Source organism: Amycolatopsis sp. cmx-4-54 (genome assembly GCF_046548895.1).
Classification (GTDB): Bacteria; Actinomycetota; Actinomycetes; order Mycobacteriales; family Pseudonocardiaceae; genus Amycolatopsis.
In genome coordinates this window covers 141,906-161,264 of sequence record NZ_JAEBEJ010000009.1, presented here as the reverse complement: position 1 = coordinate 161,264, position 19,359 = coordinate 141,906, and the positions used below count along the sequence as shown (strand labels likewise).

Genomic DNA, 19,359 nt, shown 5'->3' with positions numbered 1-19,359 from the left:
CCATGCCTCTGGTGGGAACCGGGGAGATCGTCGGAGCCGCCGCGGCGGCAAGGCGCGGCTGCGGCGCGTTCAACGCGATCCAGCTCGAACACCTCACCGCGATCGTCGACGGCGCGGCCGCGGCGGAAGCGCCGGTGATCGTGCAGCTGAGCCAGAACGCGGTGAAGTACCACGGCTCGCTGGCACCGATCGGAACGGCGGCGCTCGCCGCGGCGAGAGAGGCCGCCACGCCGGTCGCGGTGCATCTCGACCACGCCGAATCGGCCGTCCTCGTCCGCGAGGCGGTCGCGCTCGGCTTCGGCTCGGTCATGTTCGACGCGTCCAAACTGGACTACACCGACAACGTGCGCGCGACCCGTGAGGTCGCCGCGTACTGCCACGACCACGGGGTCTGGGTCGAGGCCGAACTCGGCGAGGTCGGGGGCAAGGACGGCGTCCACGCGCCCGGCGCGCGCACCGATCCGGACGAGGCGGCGGAGTTCGTCGCGTCCACCGGCGTCGACGCGCTCGCGGTGGCGGTGGGCAGTTCGCACGCCATGCTCACCCGTGACGCCGCACTGGACTTCGAGCTGATCGCAAGGCTGCGGGAGCGGGTGCCGGTGCCGCTGGTGCTGCACGGTTCGTCCGGCGTACCGGACGACGGGCTGGCCGAGGCGGTGCGAGCCGGGATGACGAAGATCAACATCGCCACCCAGCTCAACAAGGTGTTCACCGCGGCCGCCACGGCGGACTGGCGCGCGCATCCGGACCGCGTCGACCCGCGAAAATATCTCGGCGCCGGACGGGCGGCGGTCGCTGTCGAGGTGCGGCGTTTGCTGGGAGTGCTCAAGCTTGATCAGATTGAACCGGTCAAGGTGACGATTGAGCAGACTTTGCGCGATTGACTGTTGACATGTGCGCGAAACCTCACAAAACTGCGCAATAACAAGCAGAACTTGTGTGATCTTCGATCCAGGTGGTGGCGGATGCGGGTAGGCAGGCTCACGGCAGTGACATCGGCGACGGCAGGGGTGGCGCTCCTGCTCGCGGGATGCGGCGGCGGGGACGTGGCCGGTGGCACCGGCGAGAACGCGCTCCCGGGCGTCGACCAGTTCCTCAACGCGCCTTGTCCGGAGGCGGCGGTGAAACCCGCCACGGACAAGGAATTCACGTACTGGTCCATGTGGACGGCCGACGAGCCGCAGGGCAAGGTCCTCCAGAAGGCCTTCAAATGCTTCCAGGAGAAGACCGGTGTCAAGGTCGACGTGCAGTGGCTGGGCCGCAAGGCCTACACGCAGAACCTGGTGCCCGCGCTGAACACCGACGCGGTACCGGACCTGTTCGACCAGGACGTCAGCAAGGTCGGCGCGGCGGTCATGACGCCGGGCGGCACGCAGAGCGTCGACGACGTGTTCGCGATGAAGGTCGGCGAGGGCGACAAGACCGTCAAGGACGTGCTTTCGCCGAGCTCGTACGACTTCCCGCAGAACAAGGACCGCGAGGGCCACAACTTCATGGTCCCGTACACGATCCAGTCGAGCGCCTGGTGGTTCAACAAGGACACCGCCGGTGACATCCAGCAGCCGAAGACGATGGACGAGCTGATCGGCCTGTTCGACAAGGCGAAGGCCGACGGCAAGGCCGCCATCAGCCTCGACGGCGACATCCCGTTCTACAACATGTACTTCTACACCCAGCTCGCCGAGCGGTACGTCGGCGCGGGCGGGCTCTACAAGGCGGCGACGGACAAGACCGGCCAGGTGTGGAAGACCGATCCCGGTTTCCTCAAGGCCGCCACCGAAACCGCGAAGCTGCCCAAGTACCTCATCGACGGCTGGGACGCGGCGAAGTTCCCGCAGGTGCAGCAGCGCTGGGCGGACGGCGACTCCCGGTTCCTCTACGTCGGCAGCTGGGCGCCGAGCGAGACCCGTGAGTACCTGGACAAGCAGGGCGCCGGAACGAAGATCAACTACGGCTCCTTCCAGTTCCCGATGCCCGAAGGCGCCACGCACGACACCGTCGAGCAGATGTCGATCGGGTTCTCCGTGACCAAGAAGGCCAAGCACCCCGAGGCGGCCAAGGCGTTCATCGCCTACTTCCTCAACAAGGACCTGCTCGCCGGGATCCCGATCGTGGCCGACAACCTCGTGCCGCGCGCCGACCTCGCCGTGCCGGACGACCTCAAGCAGGTCAAGGCCGCGCTGGACGACCCGAAGAAGGAGCACGTCCTGCAGTACGACGGGATCGACGGCATCGCCGGCGGCAAATGGCAGACCGACGTCTTCGACCCCGCCGACATCGCGCTGCTGAAGGGCCAGCTCACTCCGCAGCAGTTCGTGGACCAGCTCGCCACCAAGGGCGCCGAGTTTTGGAAGAACCAGGGCTGATGGCGACGGTCACGACACCGGCGACACCAGCGACACCACCGTCGCGGGCGGTGAAGGCGGGAGCGCACCTGCGCCGCAAGAAACGGCTGTTCTGGCCGTTCGCCGCGCCGGCGCTGGTGCTGTACCTGGCCTTCCTGGTACTGCCGACGATCGCGACCGTGGTGCTGAGCTTCACCAGCTGGGCCGGGGCGGGGGACACGCCGGAACCCAACGGCGTCACCAACTACACGCAGATGTGGGCGAGCGACTCGTTCCAGTACGCCTTCCGCAACACGCTGATCTACGTGTTCCTCGGCGGCATCGGCACGTTCGCGCTGGCGTTCCTGTTCACCATGGTGCTGCGGGACATGAAGGGCGGCAAGATCGTCCGCGCCATCCTGTTCTTCCCGAACATCGTGGCGCCGGTCGCGCTCGGCATGTTCCTCGGCTTCGTCTTCAAGTACCAGCCGGGGAAGCAGGGGCTGGCGAACTATGTGCTGGAGAGTCTCGGCGCGGACGCGGCGAAGTTCCTCGCACCGTCCAATGTGACCGGTGTGGTGACGGCTTCGCTGATCTGGGCGAGCTCGGGTTTCTACATCACCATCCTGATGGCCGCGGTCGACCGAATCCCGCCGTACCTGTACGAGGACGCGGAACTGGGCGGCGCGTCGCCGTGGCAGAAGTTCAAGAACATCACGCTGCCGATGACCTGGGACGTCGTCGGGGTCGCCGGGGTGCTGTGGACGATCAACGCGCTCAAGATCTTCGAGCTGGTGTTCGTGCTGGCCGGTCCGGGCACCTACGCCCCGCCCAACGAGGCGTGGACGCTGGGGATCTACGTGTTCGACCGGACCTTCGGCTCGAACGGCACCCCGGACTTCGGCGCCGCGTGTGCCTGCGCGGTCGCGATGATCGCGCTGGTGTCCGTGCTCGTCGTCCTGCTCCGCCGGTTGATGCGCCGTGACGCGATCCAGTTCTGAGTTGTCCATGGGAGATCACATGTCCGTCACCGACGTCGAGGCGCCTGCGCGCCCGTCGCCGAAACCGGTGCGCAAGCCGCCACGCAAACCGCGTCCGGCGCCCGGTTCCCAACGGTTCAGCCCGTTACGGGTACTGGGTTCCACGATCGTGTGGTTGTTCACCGCGGGCAACATCCTGGTGCTGTACTGGCTGCTCACGGCGTCGTTCAAGACACCGGTGGAGATCTTCACCAAGCCGTTCGCCCTGCCGTACCAGTGGTTTCACGTCGGCAAGCCGTTCCGGAACTTCATCTACGCCTGGAACAACGCCGGTTTCGGGCAGGCCGTGCTGACCACCGTGGTCCTGGTCGGGCTGGCGACGGTCGTGACCGTCGCCGTCTCGGCGCCCTGCGCGTACGCCCTGACCAGGCTCGGTGTCCGCGGTGCCGGACCGATGACGAACGTCGTCGCGATCGGCATGGGCGTGCCGTTCCAGACCGTGATCATCCCGCTGTTCGTGGTGCTCAGCAAGGTGCACCTGGACAACGAGTACGGCCTGTTCGTGCTGTACGTGGCGCTGTCGATCCCGTTCACGGTGTTCCTCATGACAGGGTTCTTCCGGTCGCTGCCGGACGAGCTGGAGGAGGCGGCCGCGCTCGACGGCGCGTCACCGACGCGCACGTTCTTCTCGGTCATGCTGCCGCTGACCCGTGGCGGCATGATCACCGCGCTGACGCTGAACGCCATCGGCCTGTGGAACGAGACGCTGCTGGCGATCGTGTTCCTCAAGGACCAGGCGCATTTCACGCTGTCGCGCGCGCTCTTCACCTTCTACGGGGCCGCGAGCTACCAATCGGAGTACGGCGGCCTGATCGCCGGGGTGGCGATCGTCGTGCTCCCGATGCTCGTGCTCTACCTCGTGCTCGCCCGCCGGATCATCACCGGCCTGACCCTCGGCGCCGGAAAGTAGGACCTGATGGCCACCGTGACCTTCTCCGACACCACCCGGTTCTACGCCGGAGTGGAACGTCCCGCGGTCGACGGCCTCGACCTCGAGGTCGCCGACGGCGAGTTCCTGGTGCTGGTCGGCCCGTCCGGCTGCGGGAAGTCGACCACGCTGCGGATGCTCGCCGGGCTGGAAGGCGTCGACGACGGCTCGATCCACATCGGCGACCGCGACGTCACCGAACTCCCGCCGAAGGACCGGGACATCGCGATGGTGTTCCAGAACTACGCGCTCTACCCGCATATGACGGTGGGGGAGAACATCGGCTTCCACCTGAAGCTGGCGAAGATGGCCAAGGCCGAACGCGAACGCAAGGTACGCGAGGCCGCGGCCGTGCTCGACCTGACCGAGTACCTCGACCGCAAACCCGCGAACCTGTCCGGGGGGCAGCGGCAGCGCGTCGCGATGGGCCGGGCGATCGTGCGCGAGCCCAGCGTGTTCCTGATGGACGAGCCACTGTCCAATCTGGACGCCAAGCTCCGGGTACAGACGCGGACGCAGATCGCGTCCCTGCAACGGCGGCTGGGCATCACGACGCTCTACGTCACGCACGACCAGGTCGAGGCGATGACCATGGGGGACCGGGTCGCCGTGCTGAAGGACGGGATCCTGCAGCAGTGCGACACTCCCGTCGGGCTGTTCGCCAAGCCGGTCAACGTGTTCGTCGCCGGATTCATCGGCTCGCCCGCGATGAACCTCCTGGAGACCACTGTGGACAGCGACGGCGCCGTCGCCGGTGGAACGCGGTTGCCGCTGACCCCGGCACAGCGTTCGGCGCTGACCGGTCCCGGCATCGTCGTCGGTGTCCGTCCCGAGGGCTGGGCGATCGGGGACGGCGGTTTCGAGGCCGTCGTCGAGGTCGTCGAGGAACTGGGCAGTGACCAGTACCTGTACTGCCGGGACGGCGACCGCGTGCTGACGGTCCGCACCCCGGGCATGGCCCCGTGGCAGCGCGGCGAGCCGATCACCCTGACGCCGCAACCGGGCGCGGTGCACCTGTTCGACGCCGCCACCGGCGATCGGCTCCCGGACGCATGACCCGCCTGTTCCGCACCGGGTTGCTGCTGCCGGCCGCCGAACTGGGGCCGGAGAACCCGTTGCCACCGCTCCGGAAACCCGAAGCGGTGGCAAAGGTGTCCAATGTGGATGAACTGCCGCCGGATCTGGCGGAGAACATCGGCTACGGCCGTCTGGACACGCCGTTGCCGTGCCTGCTTCAGGACGGCTATACCCGGGAGCGCACGGAACGCGAGCTCCCGGCGCTGGTGCTGGAGAACGACAAGCTCCGCGCCACCGTGCTGCCCTCACTGGGCGGACGGCTGTACTCGCTGGTCCACAAGCCGTCCGGCCGCGAGCTGCTCTACCGCAATCCGGTGTTCCAGCCCGCGAACCTCGCCCTGCGGGACGCGTGGTTCGCCGGCGGCGTCGAATGGAACCTCGGGAGCACGGGGCATACGACGCTGACCTGCGAACCGATGTTCGCCGCGGAGATCGAGGGCCCGGACGGAACGCCGGTGCTGCGGCTGTGGGAGTGGGAACGCACTCGCGACCTGCCGTACCAGATCGACTTCTGGCTGCCCGACGACTCGGATCAGCTGCTCGTGGCCGTACGGGTGCGGAACCCGCATCCCTACGACGTCCCGGTGTACTGGTGGTCGAACATCGCGGTGCCGCAGAACGAAGGCACCCGTGTGCTGGCGCCCGCGACCCAGGCGTGGCACTACGGCTATTCGGGACGGCTCGACCTGGTCGGTGTGCCCGGCGAGCTGACCTACCCGTCCCGTGCGGAAGCAGCGGCGGACTACTTCTTCGAGGTGACCGGAAGGCCGTGGGTCGCGGCCGTGGAGGCCGACGGGACGGGGCTGGCGCAGTCGTCGACCGGCCGCTTGCGGGGGCGCAAGCTGTTCCTGTGGGGCGAATCCACCGGCGGGCGGCGCTGGCAGGAGTGGCTGGCTCCCGGCGCGGGCGGCTATCTGGAGATCCAGGCCGGGCTGGCCCGCACCCAGCTGGAGCACCTGCGCTTGCCGCCGGGGGAGGGTTGGGACTGGCTGGAGGCCTACGGTCCGGTCGCCACGGATCCGGCCGCGGCGCACGGCGAAGACTGGACGGCGGCGCGAGAAGCCGTCGCCTCTGGTCTGCCGTCCGCGGAAGCACTGGACGAATACCTCGACGACTGGCGCAAGATCGCCGACGTCACCCCGGAATCCTTCCTGTCCACCGGCTCCGGCTGGGGCGCGCTGGAGAACCGGCGTGCGCCGATGTGCCTGCCCGGCACGCCGTTCCCGGACGAGTCGCTCGGACCGGACCAGGAGCCGTGGCTCGCGTTGCTCGACGGGACGCCGCCGGACGGTGATCCGCTCGCGGTGCCGCCGCCGACGCTGGTGAACCGGTACTGGGCGGATATCCTGGAGTACGCGCCGAAGAACTGGCTGACCTGGTACCACCGCGGCGTCGCGCACTGGGCGGCCGGGCGGCATTCGGACGCGGTCGGCGCCTGGCGCGAGTCCGTCTCGGTGGCCGAAAATCCTTGGGCACTACGGAATCTCGCGGTCGTCACGGCCGGGCACGAGGCCGCCTGGCTGTACCGGCGGGCGGTCGCCCTCGCGCCGTCACTGCGTCCTCTGGTCGTGGAGGCGATCGCGGCGCAACTCGCCGCGGGGCTCCCGGACGAAGCGAGCGAGCTGCTGGACGGGCTGCCCGTGGAGGGGCGGGTCGCCCTGCTGACCGCCCGCACCCGGCTCGCCCTCGGCGACGTCGCCGGGGCCAAGGCCGTGTACGACACCGGTTTCGAGGTCGCGAACATCAGGGAAGGGGAAACGTCCTTGTCGGACACCTGGGCGGCGGTTTCCGGGGAACCGCTGCCGGAACAGCACGACTTCCGGATGAAGTGACCGGCCGGGCCACTCGACCGGCGTGCCGCTCGCGGCGGACAACCGCGATGCAGCATACTGCTCGAAACAGTGGCCAACAGCGCACCGGTATGCGCGATAGGCCGCAGCGAGCTAGGAGTGGCGCCGATGGCCCGGCACGAACGGCTGAGCACCCTGCTGGACCTGCTGGGGCAGCGGGAAAAGATCGACGTCGAGGACGTGGCCGAGGAGCTGAACGTCTCCGCCGCCACGATCCGGCGCGACCTCGATCACCTGGCGGAGCAGCAGTTGCTCACCCGCACCCGCGGTGGGGCGGTGGCCAACGATCTCGCCTACGACCTGCCGTTGCGGTACAAGACCGCGCGGCACGTGCCCGAGAAACAGCGGATCAGCGTCGCGGCGGCGGCGCTCGTCGCGCAGGGCATGGTTGTCGGCCTCAACGGCGGGACGACGACGGCCGGCGTCGCACGGTCGCTGGCGACGCGGTCCGATCTGGCCGGTCTCCGTGATTCGCCGGGGCTGACCGTGGTCACCAACGCGCTGAACATCGCGCACGAACTCGCGGTGCGGCCGCATGTGAAGATCGTGGTCACCGGCGGGGTCGCGCGTCCGCAATCGTTCGAGCTCAGCGGTCCGCTGGCCACTCGTGTGCTCAGTGAACTGACGATCGATCTGCTGTTCCTCGGCGTCGACGCGTTCGACGCCGACGCAGGCGCCTTCGCGCATCACGAGGGCGAGGCGAGTATCAACCGGCTGATGGTTGAGCGGGCGGAACGCGTCGTCGCGGTCGCCGACGGCTCGAAGCTGGGCCGCCGCGCGTTCGCGCGCATCTGCGCGACTCCGCAGGTGCACGCCCTGGTCACCGACTCCAACGCCGATCCGAAGGTGGTGCGGGCCTTCGAGGCCGCCGGCGTCGAGGTCCAGGCCGTCTGACCAAGTCCGTGAAGGCCCCCTTCCCTACCTTGGGGTCCCGGCAACGTCGAGATAGCGCAGACTGCCGCGAGTGTCCACAAGGGACACTTCTCGGTGGCCGAATGTCTGATTGATGCACGTATGTCCGATTCTGCGCGCGGTCGTGAGTGGCAGAGAGGGTTAGAACGACCCCAAACACTCACGACCCCCTCGCGAAGAGGTGCAAATCGCCTGAATCGGGCACTGCGAGTCCCTTATGGACAGTCAGGGTCCGGGCCTCTCGACTGAGTCCGCTCCTGTGAGTCCCGCCGGCAGGGGTGTAGGCCGGCAGCGCTGCGACTTTGCCGGGGTCCTGACCCGGCTTTGCGCACTCCTTGTGACATAAGGATCTTCGGGCGACCCGACGAAAGTCGGCAGCACCGCTTCGGCGGATGACTTTGCGCGAACCGTGCGCTATACAGAGACCATCTTGCGTATTCATGCGCGAAAGGTGTCTCGAATGAGCAGAGTTGCGCAATCCCTGAGTTGTTTGGCCGCGGTGGCCTTGCTCGGGCTTTCCCCGGTCGCCGCGCATGCCGATCCGGCCGCGGCGGCGTCCGGCAAACTGGGCGATCTGACCGGTGTTTCCGGCGACGGCGCCACGGTCACCCTGAGTTCGGGAAGCGCCGCGGTGCGCGTCAGCTTCCCGGCCGAAGGCGCCGTCCGGGTCTGGCTGGCGCCGGACGGCACGTTCACCGATCCGGCCGGGAGCAAGATCGTGCTGCCGCGTACCGGCGACCCGGTGACGCCGAAGAGGACGGACAAGGGGGACTACTGGGCGGTTTCCACGGCCAAGGCGACACTGCGGGCATACAAGCACCCCCTGCGGCTCGCGTTGTACGACGGCGCGGACCGCAAGCGGCTCTGGGAGGAGTCGGCGCCGCTGTCCTGGACCGACAAGCAGACCACGCAGACCCTGGCGCGGACGGCGGCCGAGCAGTTCGTCGGCGGCGGTGAGCAGAACGGCCGCTTCAGTCACCGTGACCAGACGATCCGGATCTTCGCCGACTACAACTGGAACGACGGCGGGGCGCCGAATTCACAGCCGTTCTACGCCTCCACGGCGGGGTACGGCGTGCTGCGCAACACCTTCGCGCAAGGCACCTACGCCTTCACCGAGCCGGTGCGCACGACCCACGACGAGCGCCGCTTCGACGCGACCTACGTCGTCGGCGACGGGCTCAAGGACGTCATCACCGGCTACACCGATCTCGTCGGGAAGCCTTTCCTGCCACCGCTCTACGGTCTCGAACACGGTGACGCCGACTGCTACCTGCACAACGCCAACCGCGGTGAGCGGCACACGCTGGACGCGGTGAAGGTCGCCGAGGGCTACACCGAACACGGGATGCCCAACGGCTGGATGCTGGTCAACGACGGCTACGGCTGCGGATACGAAAACCTCCAGCAGACGGGCGAAGGCCTCCGCAAGAACAACATGCAACTCGGGCTGTGGACCGAGAACGGCGTACCGAACCAGGTCGAGGAGGTCAAGGCCGGGGTCCGGGTCCGCAAACTCGACGTCGCGTGGGTCGGTCCGGGGTACGAGTTCGCGCTGGACGCCTGCGACACCGCGTACAAGGGCATCGAGGACAACAGCGACGCGCGCGGTTTCGTCTGGACACCGGTCAGCTGGGCGGGCGCTCAGCGCTGCGGCGTGCTGTGGAGTGGCGACCAGGCCGGTTCCTACGACTACATCAAATGGCAGATCCCGACCTACGCCGGCGCCACGACGTCCGGCATGGCGTACAACACCGGCGACATCGACGGCATCTTCGGCGGCAGCCCGCAGACCTACGTCCGAGACCTGCAGTGGAAGGCGTTCCTGCCGGTCTCGATGACGATGGACGGCTGGGCCGCGTCGGACAAGCAGCCGTGGCGGTACGGCGAGCCGTACACCTCGATCAACCGCAAGTACCTGCTGCTCAAGGAGCGGCTGCTGCCCTACACCTACAGCCATTCGGTGGAGGCGCACAAGACCGGCGTCGGCCAGGTCCGCCCGCTGGCGCTCGAATACCCGGACGACCCGAACGTCTGGGGCGACAAGGCGAAGTACGAGTTCCTGTCCGGCAAGGACTTCCTGGTCGCGCCGGTGTACGAGAACTCGACCGTGCGCAACGGCATCTACCTGCCGAAGGGCACCTGGGTCGACTACTGGAGCGGCAAGACCTACACCGGACCGACCACTGTGGACGGTTACGACACGCCGCTCGACACACTGCCGCTGTTCGTCCGCGCCGGGGCCGTGGTGCCGATGTGGGCCGAGGGCACGAAGTCGTGGCAGACCAGGGACAAGGGCGTGCTCGACCTCGACGTCTACCCGCAGGGCAAGGGTTCGTTCACGCTCACCGAGGACGACGGCGTCACCCGCGCCTACAAGAACGGCGACCAGGCGAAGCAGACGTTCACCGTCGACGCGCCGACGTCCGGCCTGGGCACGGTGACGGTCGGGATCGGCGCCAGTTCCGGTTCCTACGCCGGGAAGCCCGCGTCGCGGAACTACCAGCTGACCGTCCACACGGGAAGCAAGCCCGCGGTGGTACTGGCCGGGACTTCGATCCTGCGGCAGTACGGCAGCAGGGCCGAACTGGACGCGGCGGCGTCGGGCTGGTGGTTCGACCCGGCCGCCGGTGGGGTCGCGCGGGTCAAGACCGGCAAGATCGGCGCCGGTGACCGTCAAGACGTGCGGCTGTTCGGCACCAGCGCGGTCGGCGGGATCTTCCCCGAAGACCGCAACGGCTCGGTCGCCCTCTCCGTGCCCGCGGTCGCCGGCCCCGGGCAGACCGCGACGGGCACGCTGAGCTTCACCAACGGCACGCCGCTGCCGGTCCGGAACGTCAAGTTCTCCTTGCCCGCCAACGGCTTCCGCACCGAGGTGCCTGCCGGGCCGCGTTTGGTGATGCCCGGCGAGACCGTGCGCGTGCCGGTGAAGGTGACGCCGGACGCGGGGATCAAACCGGACGACTACCAGCTCACCGCGTCCGCGTCGTATCAAGCGCGGCTCGGGGAGAACAGGGTCACCGACTCGGTGACCGTCACCGTGCCGCACGCCTCGCTGGCCGCGGCGTACGGCAACGTCGGCGTCACCGACGCGGCTCACGTCGCGGTCGGCGATCTTGACGGCGGCGGCAGCAGTTTCCGTGCGGAAAGCCTAGCCGAAGCCGGTCTCAAGCCGGGTGCGGGCTTCTCCGCGCTCGGTGCTCAGCTGACCTGGCCTGCGACGGGAGCCGGGCAGAAGGACAACGTCCTCGCGTCCGGTCAGACCATCGCGGTGCGCGGTACGGGTGCCAAGCTGGTGCTGGCCGGAACCGGGACGGGCACGGCGAAGGGCACCGTCGTCGTCCGGTACGCCGACGGCAGCACGAGTCAAGCCGAACTCGGCTTCCCGAACTGGTGCTGCGCCGACCCCGCCCAGTACGGCGCCACGACGGTGGCGACCGTGATGGGCAAGAACACCCGCACGGGGGCGGCGTATCCGACCACGCCTTACCGGGTTTTCGCGAACTCCGTCCCGCTGACCGCGGGGAAGGAGGTCGTCGCGGTGACGCTGCCGTCGAACACCGCGATGCACGTGTTCGCGGCGGGCATCGGCTGATCTAGTCCGTGAAGGCCTCCTTGAGGGACCCAGAGTCCCTCAAGGAGGCCTTCACGGACTTTCGAACTCAGGCCGCGACGGGCGTCCACAAAGCGTCGATGGCGCGTTCGGCCTCGGCCTGGCTGGCTTCGGCCAGCGGGATGAGCTCCGCCATCGCCGGGTTGGTCTTCGCCATGGTCAGCTCGGCGGTCACGAACCGCGGTTCGAGGCCGGTCAGCGAGACACCGTGCGGGATCCACGACTGGGCGTGGTCCCAGCCTTCGCGCGGGGTGCCTTCGCCGTAACCGCCGCCGCGTGAGGTCACGACGATGAAGTGGCGGTCGCCGAGCAGGCCTTCCCTGGTCTCGGCGTCGAGCGTCAGCCCGGGCACGATCAGGTGGTCGACTCAGGCTTTGACCGTGCTCGGCGGGCCGAAGTTGTACAGCGGCAGGCCCAGCAGGATCGTGTCGGCCGCCCGGACCTCGTCGACCAGTTCCGTGATGAGCCGCCATGCCTCGGCCTGTTCCGGGGTGTGCTGCTCCGGCGGCACGGCCTTGGCGACGTTGGCCGCCGCGCCCAGATGTGGCAGCGGGTCGGCGCCCAGGTCGCGATAGGTGACGGTGCCCTCCGGATGCGCCGCGCGCCAAGCCGCGGCGGCCCGCGCGGTGAGGCGGCGGCTGGTCGAGTGCTCGCCCGTGATGCTCGAGTCGATGTGCAGCAGGTTCGTCATACCCACTATCTTGCATAGGTAGTTTGTGTAACGCAAACCATTGATGTTGTGGCGGTCATCATGAGGGGAACGTAGACTTGACGAGTGCCTGAACTCCCGGTCGTGAACCAGCCCCCGCACCGCTGCGGCGCGCTGCTCGACCACGTCACCCGCCGGATCCGGCTGCGCAGCGAGTCCGTCCTGACCCCGCTCGGCCTGCGGCCCCGGCATCTCGTCGCGCTGACCGTGCTGCGTGACCTCAACGGCTGCTCGCAGCAGGCCCTCGCGAAGACGCTGGAGATGGACGGCACGAACGTCGTCGGGCTGTTGAACGACCTCGAGTCCGCGAATCTGATCGAACGCCGGCGGTCACCGGCGGACCGGCGCCGTCATATCGTCGAACTCACCGACGTCGGCGTGAAGCAACTCGTCAAGGCCGAGTTCGCGCTCGCCGCGGTCGAAGACGAGGTGCTCGGCGCGCTCGACAAGGATCAGCGCGAGACGCTGTACACCCTGCTTTATCAGGCGGCGGGGCACGCCGAGCCCGCCGCCTGCGTCGAGGCCGCCCACGACGACTGCTAGCGCGTGTTTCACAAGTCTTGTTCGCGGTCTTCGCGCCCAGGCGGCCCCTGACGGCACGGGCGGATGCGGCCGAGTACGACCCGGTACGAGGCCGATCCGCCCGCACCAGCAGGAACCACCTGGATCACGAAGCCCATCGAACAGACTTGTGAAACACGCGCTAGGCCCCGAGATCGAACAGGTCGTGAAGCTGTTTCGTGGCCTCGGCGCCGTACATGACGCTTCCGACCGGAACCTCGCTTCCCACCGCGTCGATCACGCGAGCCGTCCACAGCGGTCCGAACGCGCCGCACAGTTCGATCAGTTGCGCGCCCTCGTCGACCAGCCGCCGGGCCGCGGCGACGACCTGATCCACGCGGCCGACACCGAGCAGCACCGTCAGGCATTCGCCGGTGTCCACACGGGACACGTCCCGCGCCGGTTCGCAGCCATCGGCCAAGTAGACGAAACCCCACCGACGCATGACACTTCTCCTTCGTTCTCGGTCACCGTGAGGTAAGCGCAGAACGAAGGACGGTGTCCACGAGGCGGATCCGAACGGCCGTTCGGAAGCACCGAAGAGGCGAGGTCGGCCGGTCAGGGGCGAGGAACCGTTGTGGGCGCTGTCATACCAGCGACGCGATCCGATCCGAGGATTCGTGCGCCGGATCCCATACCAGCGCGTGCCGGACGACGGGCGCCTCCCGGAGCGGCAGCCACCGCAGACCGTCCGCGGCTTCTTCCCTCGGGCGCAAGGCGGCGACGTCGCCTTGCCGCAGTTCGGCGACGAACAATGACCGCCGGGGCGGACCGGTCCGTACGCGGACGGGCCGCCAGCCCGCGGCGGCACAGTCCGCGAGCAGTGCGTCGTGGTAGCCAGGGGCCAGTTTTCGTTCGTACAAAAGGAGGTCCATTCCGGTGAGGTCGTCCCAGCCCACTTCGCCGAGCCGAGCGAGGGAATGGACGTCGGACACGAGCACCCCCAGCGCCCGCTCGCTCACGACGACCACCCGCAGGCCGTCCACGTCCTCCGGCAGGGCGAGCAGACCGGCGTCGAGCGCGCCGCGGCGCAGCAGTTCGAGTTGCCGCGCGGCGGAGAGGTCGTCGACCTCCACCGCTTTCGCGTAGAGGACGGGGAGCATGGCCGGCGGCGCGCCCGGCGTCACGCCGACGCGGAGCGGCCGACCCACGGTGTCGCGGACGGCCCGCGCGCCGAGTTCGGCCTCCTCCAGTATCCGGCGGGCGTGGGGGAGCAGCGCCAGCGCGGCGGCGGTGGGCGTCATTCCCGACTGGGTCCGGACGAACAGGGTCGCGTCCAGTTCCCGTTCCAGTGCGATGATCTGCTGGCTGAGCGACGACGCCCGGATACCGAGGCGCTCCGCCGCACGGGTGAGATGCCCCTCGTCGGCCACGGCGCACAGATATCGAAGACGTCGTAACTCCACAGCCGCACAGTAGCCCCGGACCGGGCAGAATCGACGGGGTGAGTGAATGGCGCAACACCACGCACGACTGGGCCGGTTCCGTGGACCTCGACCATCTGGCGCGCATCCGCCGGAGCCCCGGGGAGTTCGCCCCTGGCGGGGTCGCGCACCTTGTCCTCGAAGTGCTCGCCTATGCGGCGGAGGAAGCCGAGGGCACCGGCGGCGGGCATGCCGTCGTCACGGTCCATCCCGACGGTTCGATTTCCGTGGTGGACGACGGGCGGGGCACCGACACACGCGCCGACGGTCACGGCGGCTTCGTGAAGAAGCCGGTCATGTCGACCAAAGATCTGCGTTTCTTCGATTTCCCCCAGGCGCAATGGCTTCCGGACGGTCATCCGCGCCGCGGTGTGTCGGTCGTGGCCGCCTTGAGCGACTGGCTCGTGCACACCAACCGGCGTCGCAACGGCTCTTGGACTCAGCGTTACGAACGGGGTGTCCCGGTCACCGATCTGACGCCGATCGCGGGCGACGGCACGACAGGAACGACGGTGCACTTCTCGCCGGGCACGGAAGTCGGCCCTGTGCGGTTGCCGGATGTCGACGGGTGGCCGTACTTGAGCGTGGAGGTCGCTCGATGAGAAAGTTCCTGACAGCGGCGGCTTCGGCACTGGCCCTGCTCACGGGGTGCTCGGCCGGGCAAGAACAGCCGCCCGCCAAACCGGTCTACGACCTGCCCGCGCGCGAGGTCCGGCCGGACGAGACCGCCCTGCACCTGCCACCGGCGCTCAACGGGGAGACCGAGTTCTCTCTCATCGGCCTGGCCACCGGGCTCCCCAGCCTCACCGGCAGCCACACCGAATTCGAGGCGAAGGGGCAGTTCGTCCGGCTTCGGCTGGTGGTGACGGGAAAGGGGCTCTCCGGGATCCTCTTCGACACGCGGCGCCAGCAACTCGTCACCGATTCCGGTGCGGTGATCGCGGTCGACAACCAGGCCATGACGATCAAACGGCAGCCGGACAAGTTCGAGCTGGGGCGCGGCGTGCGGGTCGAGTTCGACCTTTACTTCGACCTTCCCGCAGAGGCCAAACCCGTGGTGCTGCGGGCTTTCGGCGGTCCGACGCTGACCGACATGAAGAACCTCACCGGAACCGACATCAAGCTGGCATGAGGGGTACGTCAAACGCGATGCGAGCTTCGCGACATGGCCGATCGAGCCGAGGGTAGACGTCCCAAAACCCACACAGTCACCGCCCTCTCGACGAGAAAGGCCCCGCCGCGAAAGCGACGGGGCCCTTTCTCGAAATGGCGTCAGACGCCCAGGTCACCACCGAGGTAGGCGGCCCGCACCTGCGGGTCGTCCAGCAGCTCGGCACCGCGGGCGCTCTTGACCACTTGACCGGTCTCCAGCACATACGCGCGGTCGGAGAGCTTCAGCGCCTGCTGCGCGTTCTGCTCCACCAGCAGGACCGTGGTCCCGCGCTTGTTGATCTCGCGGATGATGTCGAAGATCTGCGCGATCAGCATCGGTGCCAGGCCCATGGACGGCTCGTCGAGCAACAGCACCTTGGGCTTGGTCATCAGCGCGCGGCCGATGGCGATCATCTGCTGTTCGCCACCGGACATCGTGCCGCCGAACTGGGTCTTGCGTTCGTTCAGCCGCGGGAACAGCTCGTAGACCTCGTCGAGGTCGGCCTTCAGGTCGTCCTTGCGGGTGTAGGCACCCATCAGGAGGTTCTCCTGCACCGTCATACCGGGGAACACGCCCCGGCCTTCCGGTGACTGGCCGATCCCGAGCTCGACCCGTTTGTGGCCGGGCGTCTTCGAGATGTCCTTGCCATTGAAGAGGATCCGGCCGCTGGTCAGCGGACGCAGGCCCGAGATCGTCTTCAGCGTCGTGGTCTTGCCCGCACCGTTGGCCCCGATGAGCGAAACGATCTCGCCCTCGTCGACGTCGATGCTCATTCCCTTGAGCGCGGCGATCTTCCCGTAGTGGACGTTGATGTCCTGAACCTCAAGAAGCATCTTCCGCCACCCCCAGGTAAGCCTCGATCACCTTTTGGTTGTTCTGCACCTCGTGGGGGAGCCCTTCTGCGATCTTCTGGCCGAAGTCGAGCACGGCCAGCCGGTCGGCGATCTGCATGACCAAGCCCATGTCGTGCTCGATGAGCAGCACGGTGCGGCCGTCATCACGGATCTTGCGGATCAGCTGCTGCAGCGAGTTCTTCTCCGCCGGGTTCATGCCGGCGGCGGGCTCGTCGAGCAGCAGCAGCTTCGGGTCGGTCGCGAGCGCACGCGCGATCTCCAGACGGCGCTGGTCGCCGTAGGAGAGGTTCTTCGCGGTGTTGTGCTCGACCCGGCCGATGCCGACGAAGTCCAGCAGGTCCCTCGCCAGCTCGCGGCCCCGCTTCTCTTCCTTGCGGTGCACGGGCAGGCCCAGCGTCGCCGAAAGCGCGCCGGTCTTGTGGTGCGAGTCCGCGCCGACCATCACGTTCTCGAGCGCCGACATGTTGTGGAACAGCCGGATGTTCTGGAACGTACGGGCGATACCGGCCTGGTTGATCTTGAACCGCTTCATCCCGTCGACCCGGGTGTCGCCGAAGCGCACCTGGCCTTCGGTCGGCCGGTAGACGCCGGTGATCACGTTGAAGACCGTGGTCTTCCCCGCGCCGTTCGGGCCGATCAGGGCGAAGATCTCACCCTGGTTGATGGTGAGGTCGACTTCCTTCAAGGCCGTGACACCACCGAAGCGCATCGTCACGTTGTCGAATTCGAGCAGTGCGCTCACTTCGTCACCTCCGCCGAAGCCTCGGAATCCGGACCCGCGACTTCGGCGCCCATGGCACCCATCCCGCCCGTTCCCTCATGTAGTTCCGCCTTGCGCTGCCGCGACGGCAGCAGACCCTCCGGCCGCAGCGCCATCATCAGCACCAGCACACCACCGAAGATCAGGATGCGGTACTCGGAGAGGAACCGGAACCGCTCCGGAAGCCAGGCGACCAGGAAGGCACCGAGCATGACACCGGGCAGGTTGCCCGCACCACCGAGCACCACGGCCGCGAGGATGGTCGCGGACAGGATGAACGGGAAGTTGTTCGGCTCGATGAAGACGGCCTTGCTGGCGTAGACCACACCGGCCATACCGCCGAGCATGGCGCCGATGGCGAACGCCAGCAGCTTGAACTTGAACGTCGGGACGCCCATCAGTTCGGCGGCGTCCTCGTCCTCACGGATGGCCGCCCACGCCCGGCCGACGCGGCTCTTGTGCAGCCGCACCGAGAAGATGATCGCGATCACGATCGCCGCGAGGATCAGGTAGTAGTACGGCGCCGGGTCGAGCAGGAACTCGGTCCCGAACATGGGTTCCGGGTGCGGGATGTTGGTGATACCGCGGGCACCGCCGATGGCGTCGGTGTTCGTCGCGGTGATCCGGACGATCTCACCGAAGCCGAGGGTCACGATGGCCAGGTAGTCACCGCGCAACCGGAGCGTCGGAGCGCCGAGGATCACCCCCGACATCGCCGCCAGGAAGATGCCGAGCACGAGCGTGCCCCAGAACCCCCAGCCGTGCAGGGTTCCCATCACGGCGAGCGTGTAGGCGCCGATCGCGAAGAACGCGACGAACCCGAGGTCGAGCATGCCCGCGTGACCGACGACGATGTTCAGGCCGATCGCCAGCAGGATGTACACCCCGACCGGGAAGATCAGGACCGTGGTCCAGTCCGATTCCGGGGACATGATCGAACCGATCGCGGGCGCGGGAAGGATCAGCGCGCCGATGATCAGGGCGAGGTACACGCCATAACGCTGCCAATGCGGGGCGCGTGCCCACCAATCCCGCATGCCGTCCACGGGGTGGAAGCCGGCGCGCGTCGGCTTTCCGTTCTCTGGGGACTTTTCAGCCACTTCTTCGTTGCCCTTCATGCGCGTGCCCGCTGCAGCGATTCACCGAGGATGCCGGTGGGACGGAACATCAGGACCAGCACCAGTACCACGAAGGCGGTGACGTCCTTCCAAGCCGAACCGAAGAAGATGGAACTCCAGTTCTCCACCAAACCGAGCACGATGCCACCTAGCAGAGCGCCGCGCAGATTGCCGATACCTCCCAGCACGGCCGCGGTGAACGCCTTGATACCGAGGAGGAAGCCGATGCGGTACTCGGTGTTCTCGTACTCCATGACGTACAGCGCGGCGGCGACACCGGCCATCGCGCCACCGAGCAGGAACGTGAGGCGCACGATCTTGTCGATGCTGACGCCCATCAGCACGGCGGCTTCGGGATCCTGTGCGGTGGCACGGATACCGCGGCCGATGCGGGTACGGCTGACCAGCTGGTCGAGGACGACCATCATGATCACGGCACCGACGACGACGAACACGTGGTCCGTGCGCACGACACCGTTGCCGATGTGGAACAGCGGGTCGTGCGGGATGAACCGCGGCGCGTTCTGTTGCACACGGCCGGATTTGTCCGTGATCCATTCGATGATCTCGAGGCCGAACAGCTCCTGGAGGAACAGCGAGGCGCCGATGGCGGAGATCAGGGCGGCGAGCCGGGTCGCGCCCTTCTTGCGGAGTGGCCGGTACGCCACTTGCTCCAGCAATACCGCCGCGCCGCCGGACACGGCGGCCGAGGCGATGATGATCAGCAGCAGTACGGCGATCATCCCGAACACGCCGAGCGTGATCGGGGCGGTGCCGCCCGCGATGCTGATCAGGACGAACAGGGACGTGATCGTCCCGATCATGAAGATCTCGGAATGTGCGAAGTTGATGAGCCGGAGCACGCCGTAGACCATTGTGTAGCCGAGGGCGATGAGGGCGTAGATGCTTCCGGCGACCAGTCCGCCGATGGTGCTACCGAGGAACTGGGCTTGCAGATCTTGAAGCATGACGTGGATGCCTTACGGGACGGGGCGAGAACTTCTTTCGCCACATTTGCGGGAAGCGGGGGTGCTGT

17 protein-coding genes and 1 pseudogene are annotated in these 19,359 nt (G+C 67.8%); 11 read left to right on the top strand and 7 right to left on the bottom strand.

Going from position 1 to position 19,359, the window contains the following annotated elements:
* Positions 1-2 precede the first annotated feature (2 nt).
* The 8 genes from ACLJQ7_RS27910 (at position 3) to ACLJQ7_RS27875 (ending at position 11,726) form a co-directional block, all read left to right on the top strand.
* Positions 3-884: a class II fructose-bisphosphate aldolase gene (locus tag ACLJQ7_RS27910; protein ID WP_410651120.1), complete on the top strand. Its 882-nt coding sequence runs from the start codon at positions 3-5 to the stop codon at positions 882-884.
* Positions 885-965: 81 nt separating this feature from the next.
* Positions 966-2,366 carry an ABC transporter substrate-binding protein gene (locus ACLJQ7_RS27905; protein WP_410651119.1) on the top strand — a complete coding sequence of 467 codons (1,401 nt, stop codon included), beginning with the start codon at positions 966-968 and terminating at the stop codon, positions 2,364-2,366.
* Positions 2,366-3,325, top strand: a complete 960-nt coding sequence (locus ACLJQ7_RS27900; RefSeq protein WP_410651118.1) for a carbohydrate ABC transporter permease — start codon at positions 2,366-2,368, stop codon at positions 3,323-3,325. Before ACLJQ7_RS27905 ends, ACLJQ7_RS27900 begins: the two co-directional genes overlap by 1 nt.
* Positions 3,326-3,344: 19 nt before the next feature.
* Positions 3,345-4,274 carry a carbohydrate ABC transporter permease gene (locus ACLJQ7_RS27895; protein WP_410651117.1) on the top strand — a complete coding sequence of 310 codons (930 nt, stop codon included), beginning with the start codon at positions 3,345-3,347 and terminating at the stop codon, positions 4,272-4,274.
* A 6-nt stretch (positions 4,275-4,280) separates the two neighbouring features.
* Positions 4,281-5,348, top strand: coding sequence for an ABC transporter ATP-binding protein (locus ACLJQ7_RS27890; RefSeq protein ID WP_410651116.1), 1,068 nt, complete (start codon positions 4,281-4,283; stop codon positions 5,346-5,348).
* On the top strand, positions 5,345-7,201 hold the full coding sequence (locus ACLJQ7_RS27885; protein ID WP_410651115.1) for a DUF5107 domain-containing protein: 1,857 nt from the start codon (positions 5,345-5,347) through the stop codon (positions 7,199-7,201). The genes ACLJQ7_RS27890 and ACLJQ7_RS27885 overlap by 4 nt, the downstream gene beginning before the upstream one ends.
* A 126-nt stretch (positions 7,202-7,327) precedes the next feature.
* Positions 7,328-8,113, top strand: coding sequence for a DeoR/GlpR family DNA-binding transcription regulator (locus ACLJQ7_RS27880; RefSeq protein WP_410651114.1), 786 nt, complete (start codon positions 7,328-7,330; stop codon positions 8,111-8,113).
* Between the two features lie 478 nt (positions 8,114-8,591).
* A complete protein-coding gene (locus ACLJQ7_RS27875) occupies positions 8,592-11,726 on the top strand; it encodes a TIM-barrel domain-containing protein (protein WP_410651113.1) in 3,135 nt (1,044 codons plus the stop codon).
* A 67-nt stretch (positions 11,727-11,793) separates the two neighbouring features.
* Here ACLJQ7_RS27875 and ACLJQ7_RS27870 read toward each other — a convergent pair.
* A pseudogene (locus ACLJQ7_RS27870) lies at positions 11,794-12,435 on the bottom strand (FMN-dependent NADH-azoreductase).
* A gap of 84 nt (positions 12,436-12,519) precedes the next feature.
* On the opposite strand from ACLJQ7_RS27870, the gene ACLJQ7_RS27865 reads away from it, so the two are divergent.
* Complete coding sequence (locus tag ACLJQ7_RS27865) at positions 12,520-12,996, top strand: MarR family winged helix-turn-helix transcriptional regulator (protein ID WP_410651112.1); 477 nt, start codon at positions 12,520-12,522, stop codon at positions 12,994-12,996.
* Positions 12,997-13,156: 160 nt separating this feature from the next.
* Here the strand turns inward: ACLJQ7_RS27865 and ACLJQ7_RS27860 are convergent, their stop codons facing one another.
* Both ACLJQ7_RS27860 and ACLJQ7_RS27855 read right to left on the bottom strand, forming a co-directional pair.
* Positions 13,157-13,459 (bottom strand): DUF6506 family protein, encoded by a 303-nt coding sequence (locus tag ACLJQ7_RS27860; RefSeq protein ID WP_410651111.1) that lies wholly within the window; start codon positions 13,457-13,459, stop codon positions 13,157-13,159.
* Positions 13,460-13,601: 142 nt separating this feature from the next.
* On the bottom strand, positions 13,602-14,420 hold the full coding sequence (locus ACLJQ7_RS27855) for a LysR family transcriptional regulator (protein ID WP_410651110.1): 819 nt from the start codon (positions 14,418-14,420) through the stop codon (positions 13,602-13,604).
* Between the two features lie 38 nt (positions 14,421-14,458).
* Between ACLJQ7_RS27855 and ACLJQ7_RS27850 the strand changes: the two genes are divergently transcribed.
* Together ACLJQ7_RS27850 and ACLJQ7_RS27845 are read left to right on the top strand one after the other, a co-directional pair.
* Complete coding sequence (locus ACLJQ7_RS27850) at positions 14,459-15,040, top strand: ATP-binding protein (RefSeq protein ID WP_410651109.1); 582 nt, start codon at positions 14,459-14,461, stop codon at positions 15,038-15,040.
* Positions 15,037-15,570 (top strand): hypothetical protein, encoded by a 534-nt coding sequence (locus tag ACLJQ7_RS27845; RefSeq protein WP_410651108.1) that lies wholly within the window; start codon positions 15,037-15,039, stop codon positions 15,568-15,570. The genes ACLJQ7_RS27850 and ACLJQ7_RS27845 overlap by 4 nt, the downstream gene beginning before the upstream one ends.
* Positions 15,571-15,710: 140 nt before the next feature.
* On the opposite strand, the gene ACLJQ7_RS27840 is transcribed toward ACLJQ7_RS27845, so the two are convergent.
* Genes ACLJQ7_RS27840 through ACLJQ7_RS27825 form a run of 4 tightly spaced genes read right to left on the bottom strand, consistent with a single transcriptional unit; the run spans position 15,711 to position 19,291 of the window.
* On the bottom strand, positions 15,711-16,424 hold the full coding sequence (locus tag ACLJQ7_RS27840; RefSeq protein ID WP_410651107.1) for an ABC transporter ATP-binding protein: 714 nt from the start codon (positions 16,422-16,424) through the stop codon (positions 15,711-15,713).
* Positions 16,414-17,187, bottom strand: coding sequence for an ABC transporter ATP-binding protein (locus ACLJQ7_RS27835; protein WP_410651106.1), 774 nt, complete (start codon positions 17,185-17,187; stop codon positions 16,414-16,416). The genes ACLJQ7_RS27840 and ACLJQ7_RS27835 overlap by 11 nt, the downstream gene beginning before the upstream one ends.
* Positions 17,184-18,323, bottom strand: a complete 1,140-nt coding sequence (locus ACLJQ7_RS27830; protein WP_410651105.1) for a branched-chain amino acid ABC transporter permease — start codon at positions 18,321-18,323, stop codon at positions 17,184-17,186. The genes ACLJQ7_RS27835 and ACLJQ7_RS27830 overlap by 4 nt, the downstream gene beginning before the upstream one ends.
* Complete coding sequence (locus tag ACLJQ7_RS27825) at positions 18,320-19,291, bottom strand: branched-chain amino acid ABC transporter permease (RefSeq protein ID WP_410651104.1); 972 nt, start codon at positions 19,289-19,291, stop codon at positions 18,320-18,322. Before ACLJQ7_RS27825 ends, ACLJQ7_RS27830 begins: the two co-directional genes overlap by 4 nt.
* Positions 19,292-19,359 lie beyond the last annotated feature (68 nt).

Bases quoted from the DNA above. Each gene is read 5' to 3' on its own strand.
- ACLJQ7_RS27885 (WP_410651115.1), top strand. From the start codon at position 5,345: ATGACCCGCCTGTTCCGCACCGGGTTGCTGCTGCCGGCCGCCGAACTG.
- ACLJQ7_RS27830 (WP_410651105.1), bottom strand. From the start codon at position 18,323: ATGAAGGGCAACGAAGAAGTGGCTGAAAAGTCCCCAGAGAACGGAAAG.
- ACLJQ7_RS27875 (WP_410651113.1), top strand. From the start codon at position 8,592: ATGAGCAGAGTTGCGCAATCCCTGAGTTGTTTGGCCGCGGTGGCCTTG.
- ACLJQ7_RS27845 (WP_410651108.1), top strand. From the start codon at position 15,037: ATGAGAAAGTTCCTGACAGCGGCGGCTTCGGCACTGGCCCTGCTCACG.
- ACLJQ7_RS27895 (WP_410651117.1), top strand. From the start codon at position 3,345: ATGTCCGTCACCGACGTCGAGGCGCCTGCGCGCCCGTCGCCGAAACCG.
- ACLJQ7_RS27860 (WP_410651111.1), bottom strand. From the start codon at position 13,459: ATGCGTCGGTGGGGTTTCGTCTACTTGGCCGATGGCTGCGAACCGGCG.
- ACLJQ7_RS27910 (WP_410651120.1), top strand. From the start codon at position 3: ATGCCTCTGGTGGGAACCGGGGAGATCGTCGGAGCCGCCGCGGCGGCA.
- ACLJQ7_RS27900 (WP_410651118.1), top strand. From the start codon at position 2,366: ATGGCGACGGTCACGACACCGGCGACACCAGCGACACCACCGTCGCGG.
- ACLJQ7_RS27840 (WP_410651107.1), bottom strand. From the start codon at position 16,424: ATGCTTCTTGAGGTTCAGGACATCAACGTCCACTACGGGAAGATCGCC.
- ACLJQ7_RS27825 (WP_410651104.1), bottom strand. From the start codon at position 19,291: ATGCTTCAAGATCTGCAAGCCCAGTTCCTCGGTAGCACCATCGGCGGA.
- ACLJQ7_RS27905 (WP_410651119.1), top strand. From the start codon at position 966: ATGCGGGTAGGCAGGCTCACGGCAGTGACATCGGCGACGGCAGGGGTG.
- ACLJQ7_RS27890 (WP_410651116.1), top strand. From the start codon at position 4,281: ATGGCCACCGTGACCTTCTCCGACACCACCCGGTTCTACGCCGGAGTG.
- ACLJQ7_RS27880 (WP_410651114.1), top strand. From the start codon at position 7,328: ATGGCCCGGCACGAACGGCTGAGCACCCTGCTGGACCTGCTGGGGCAG.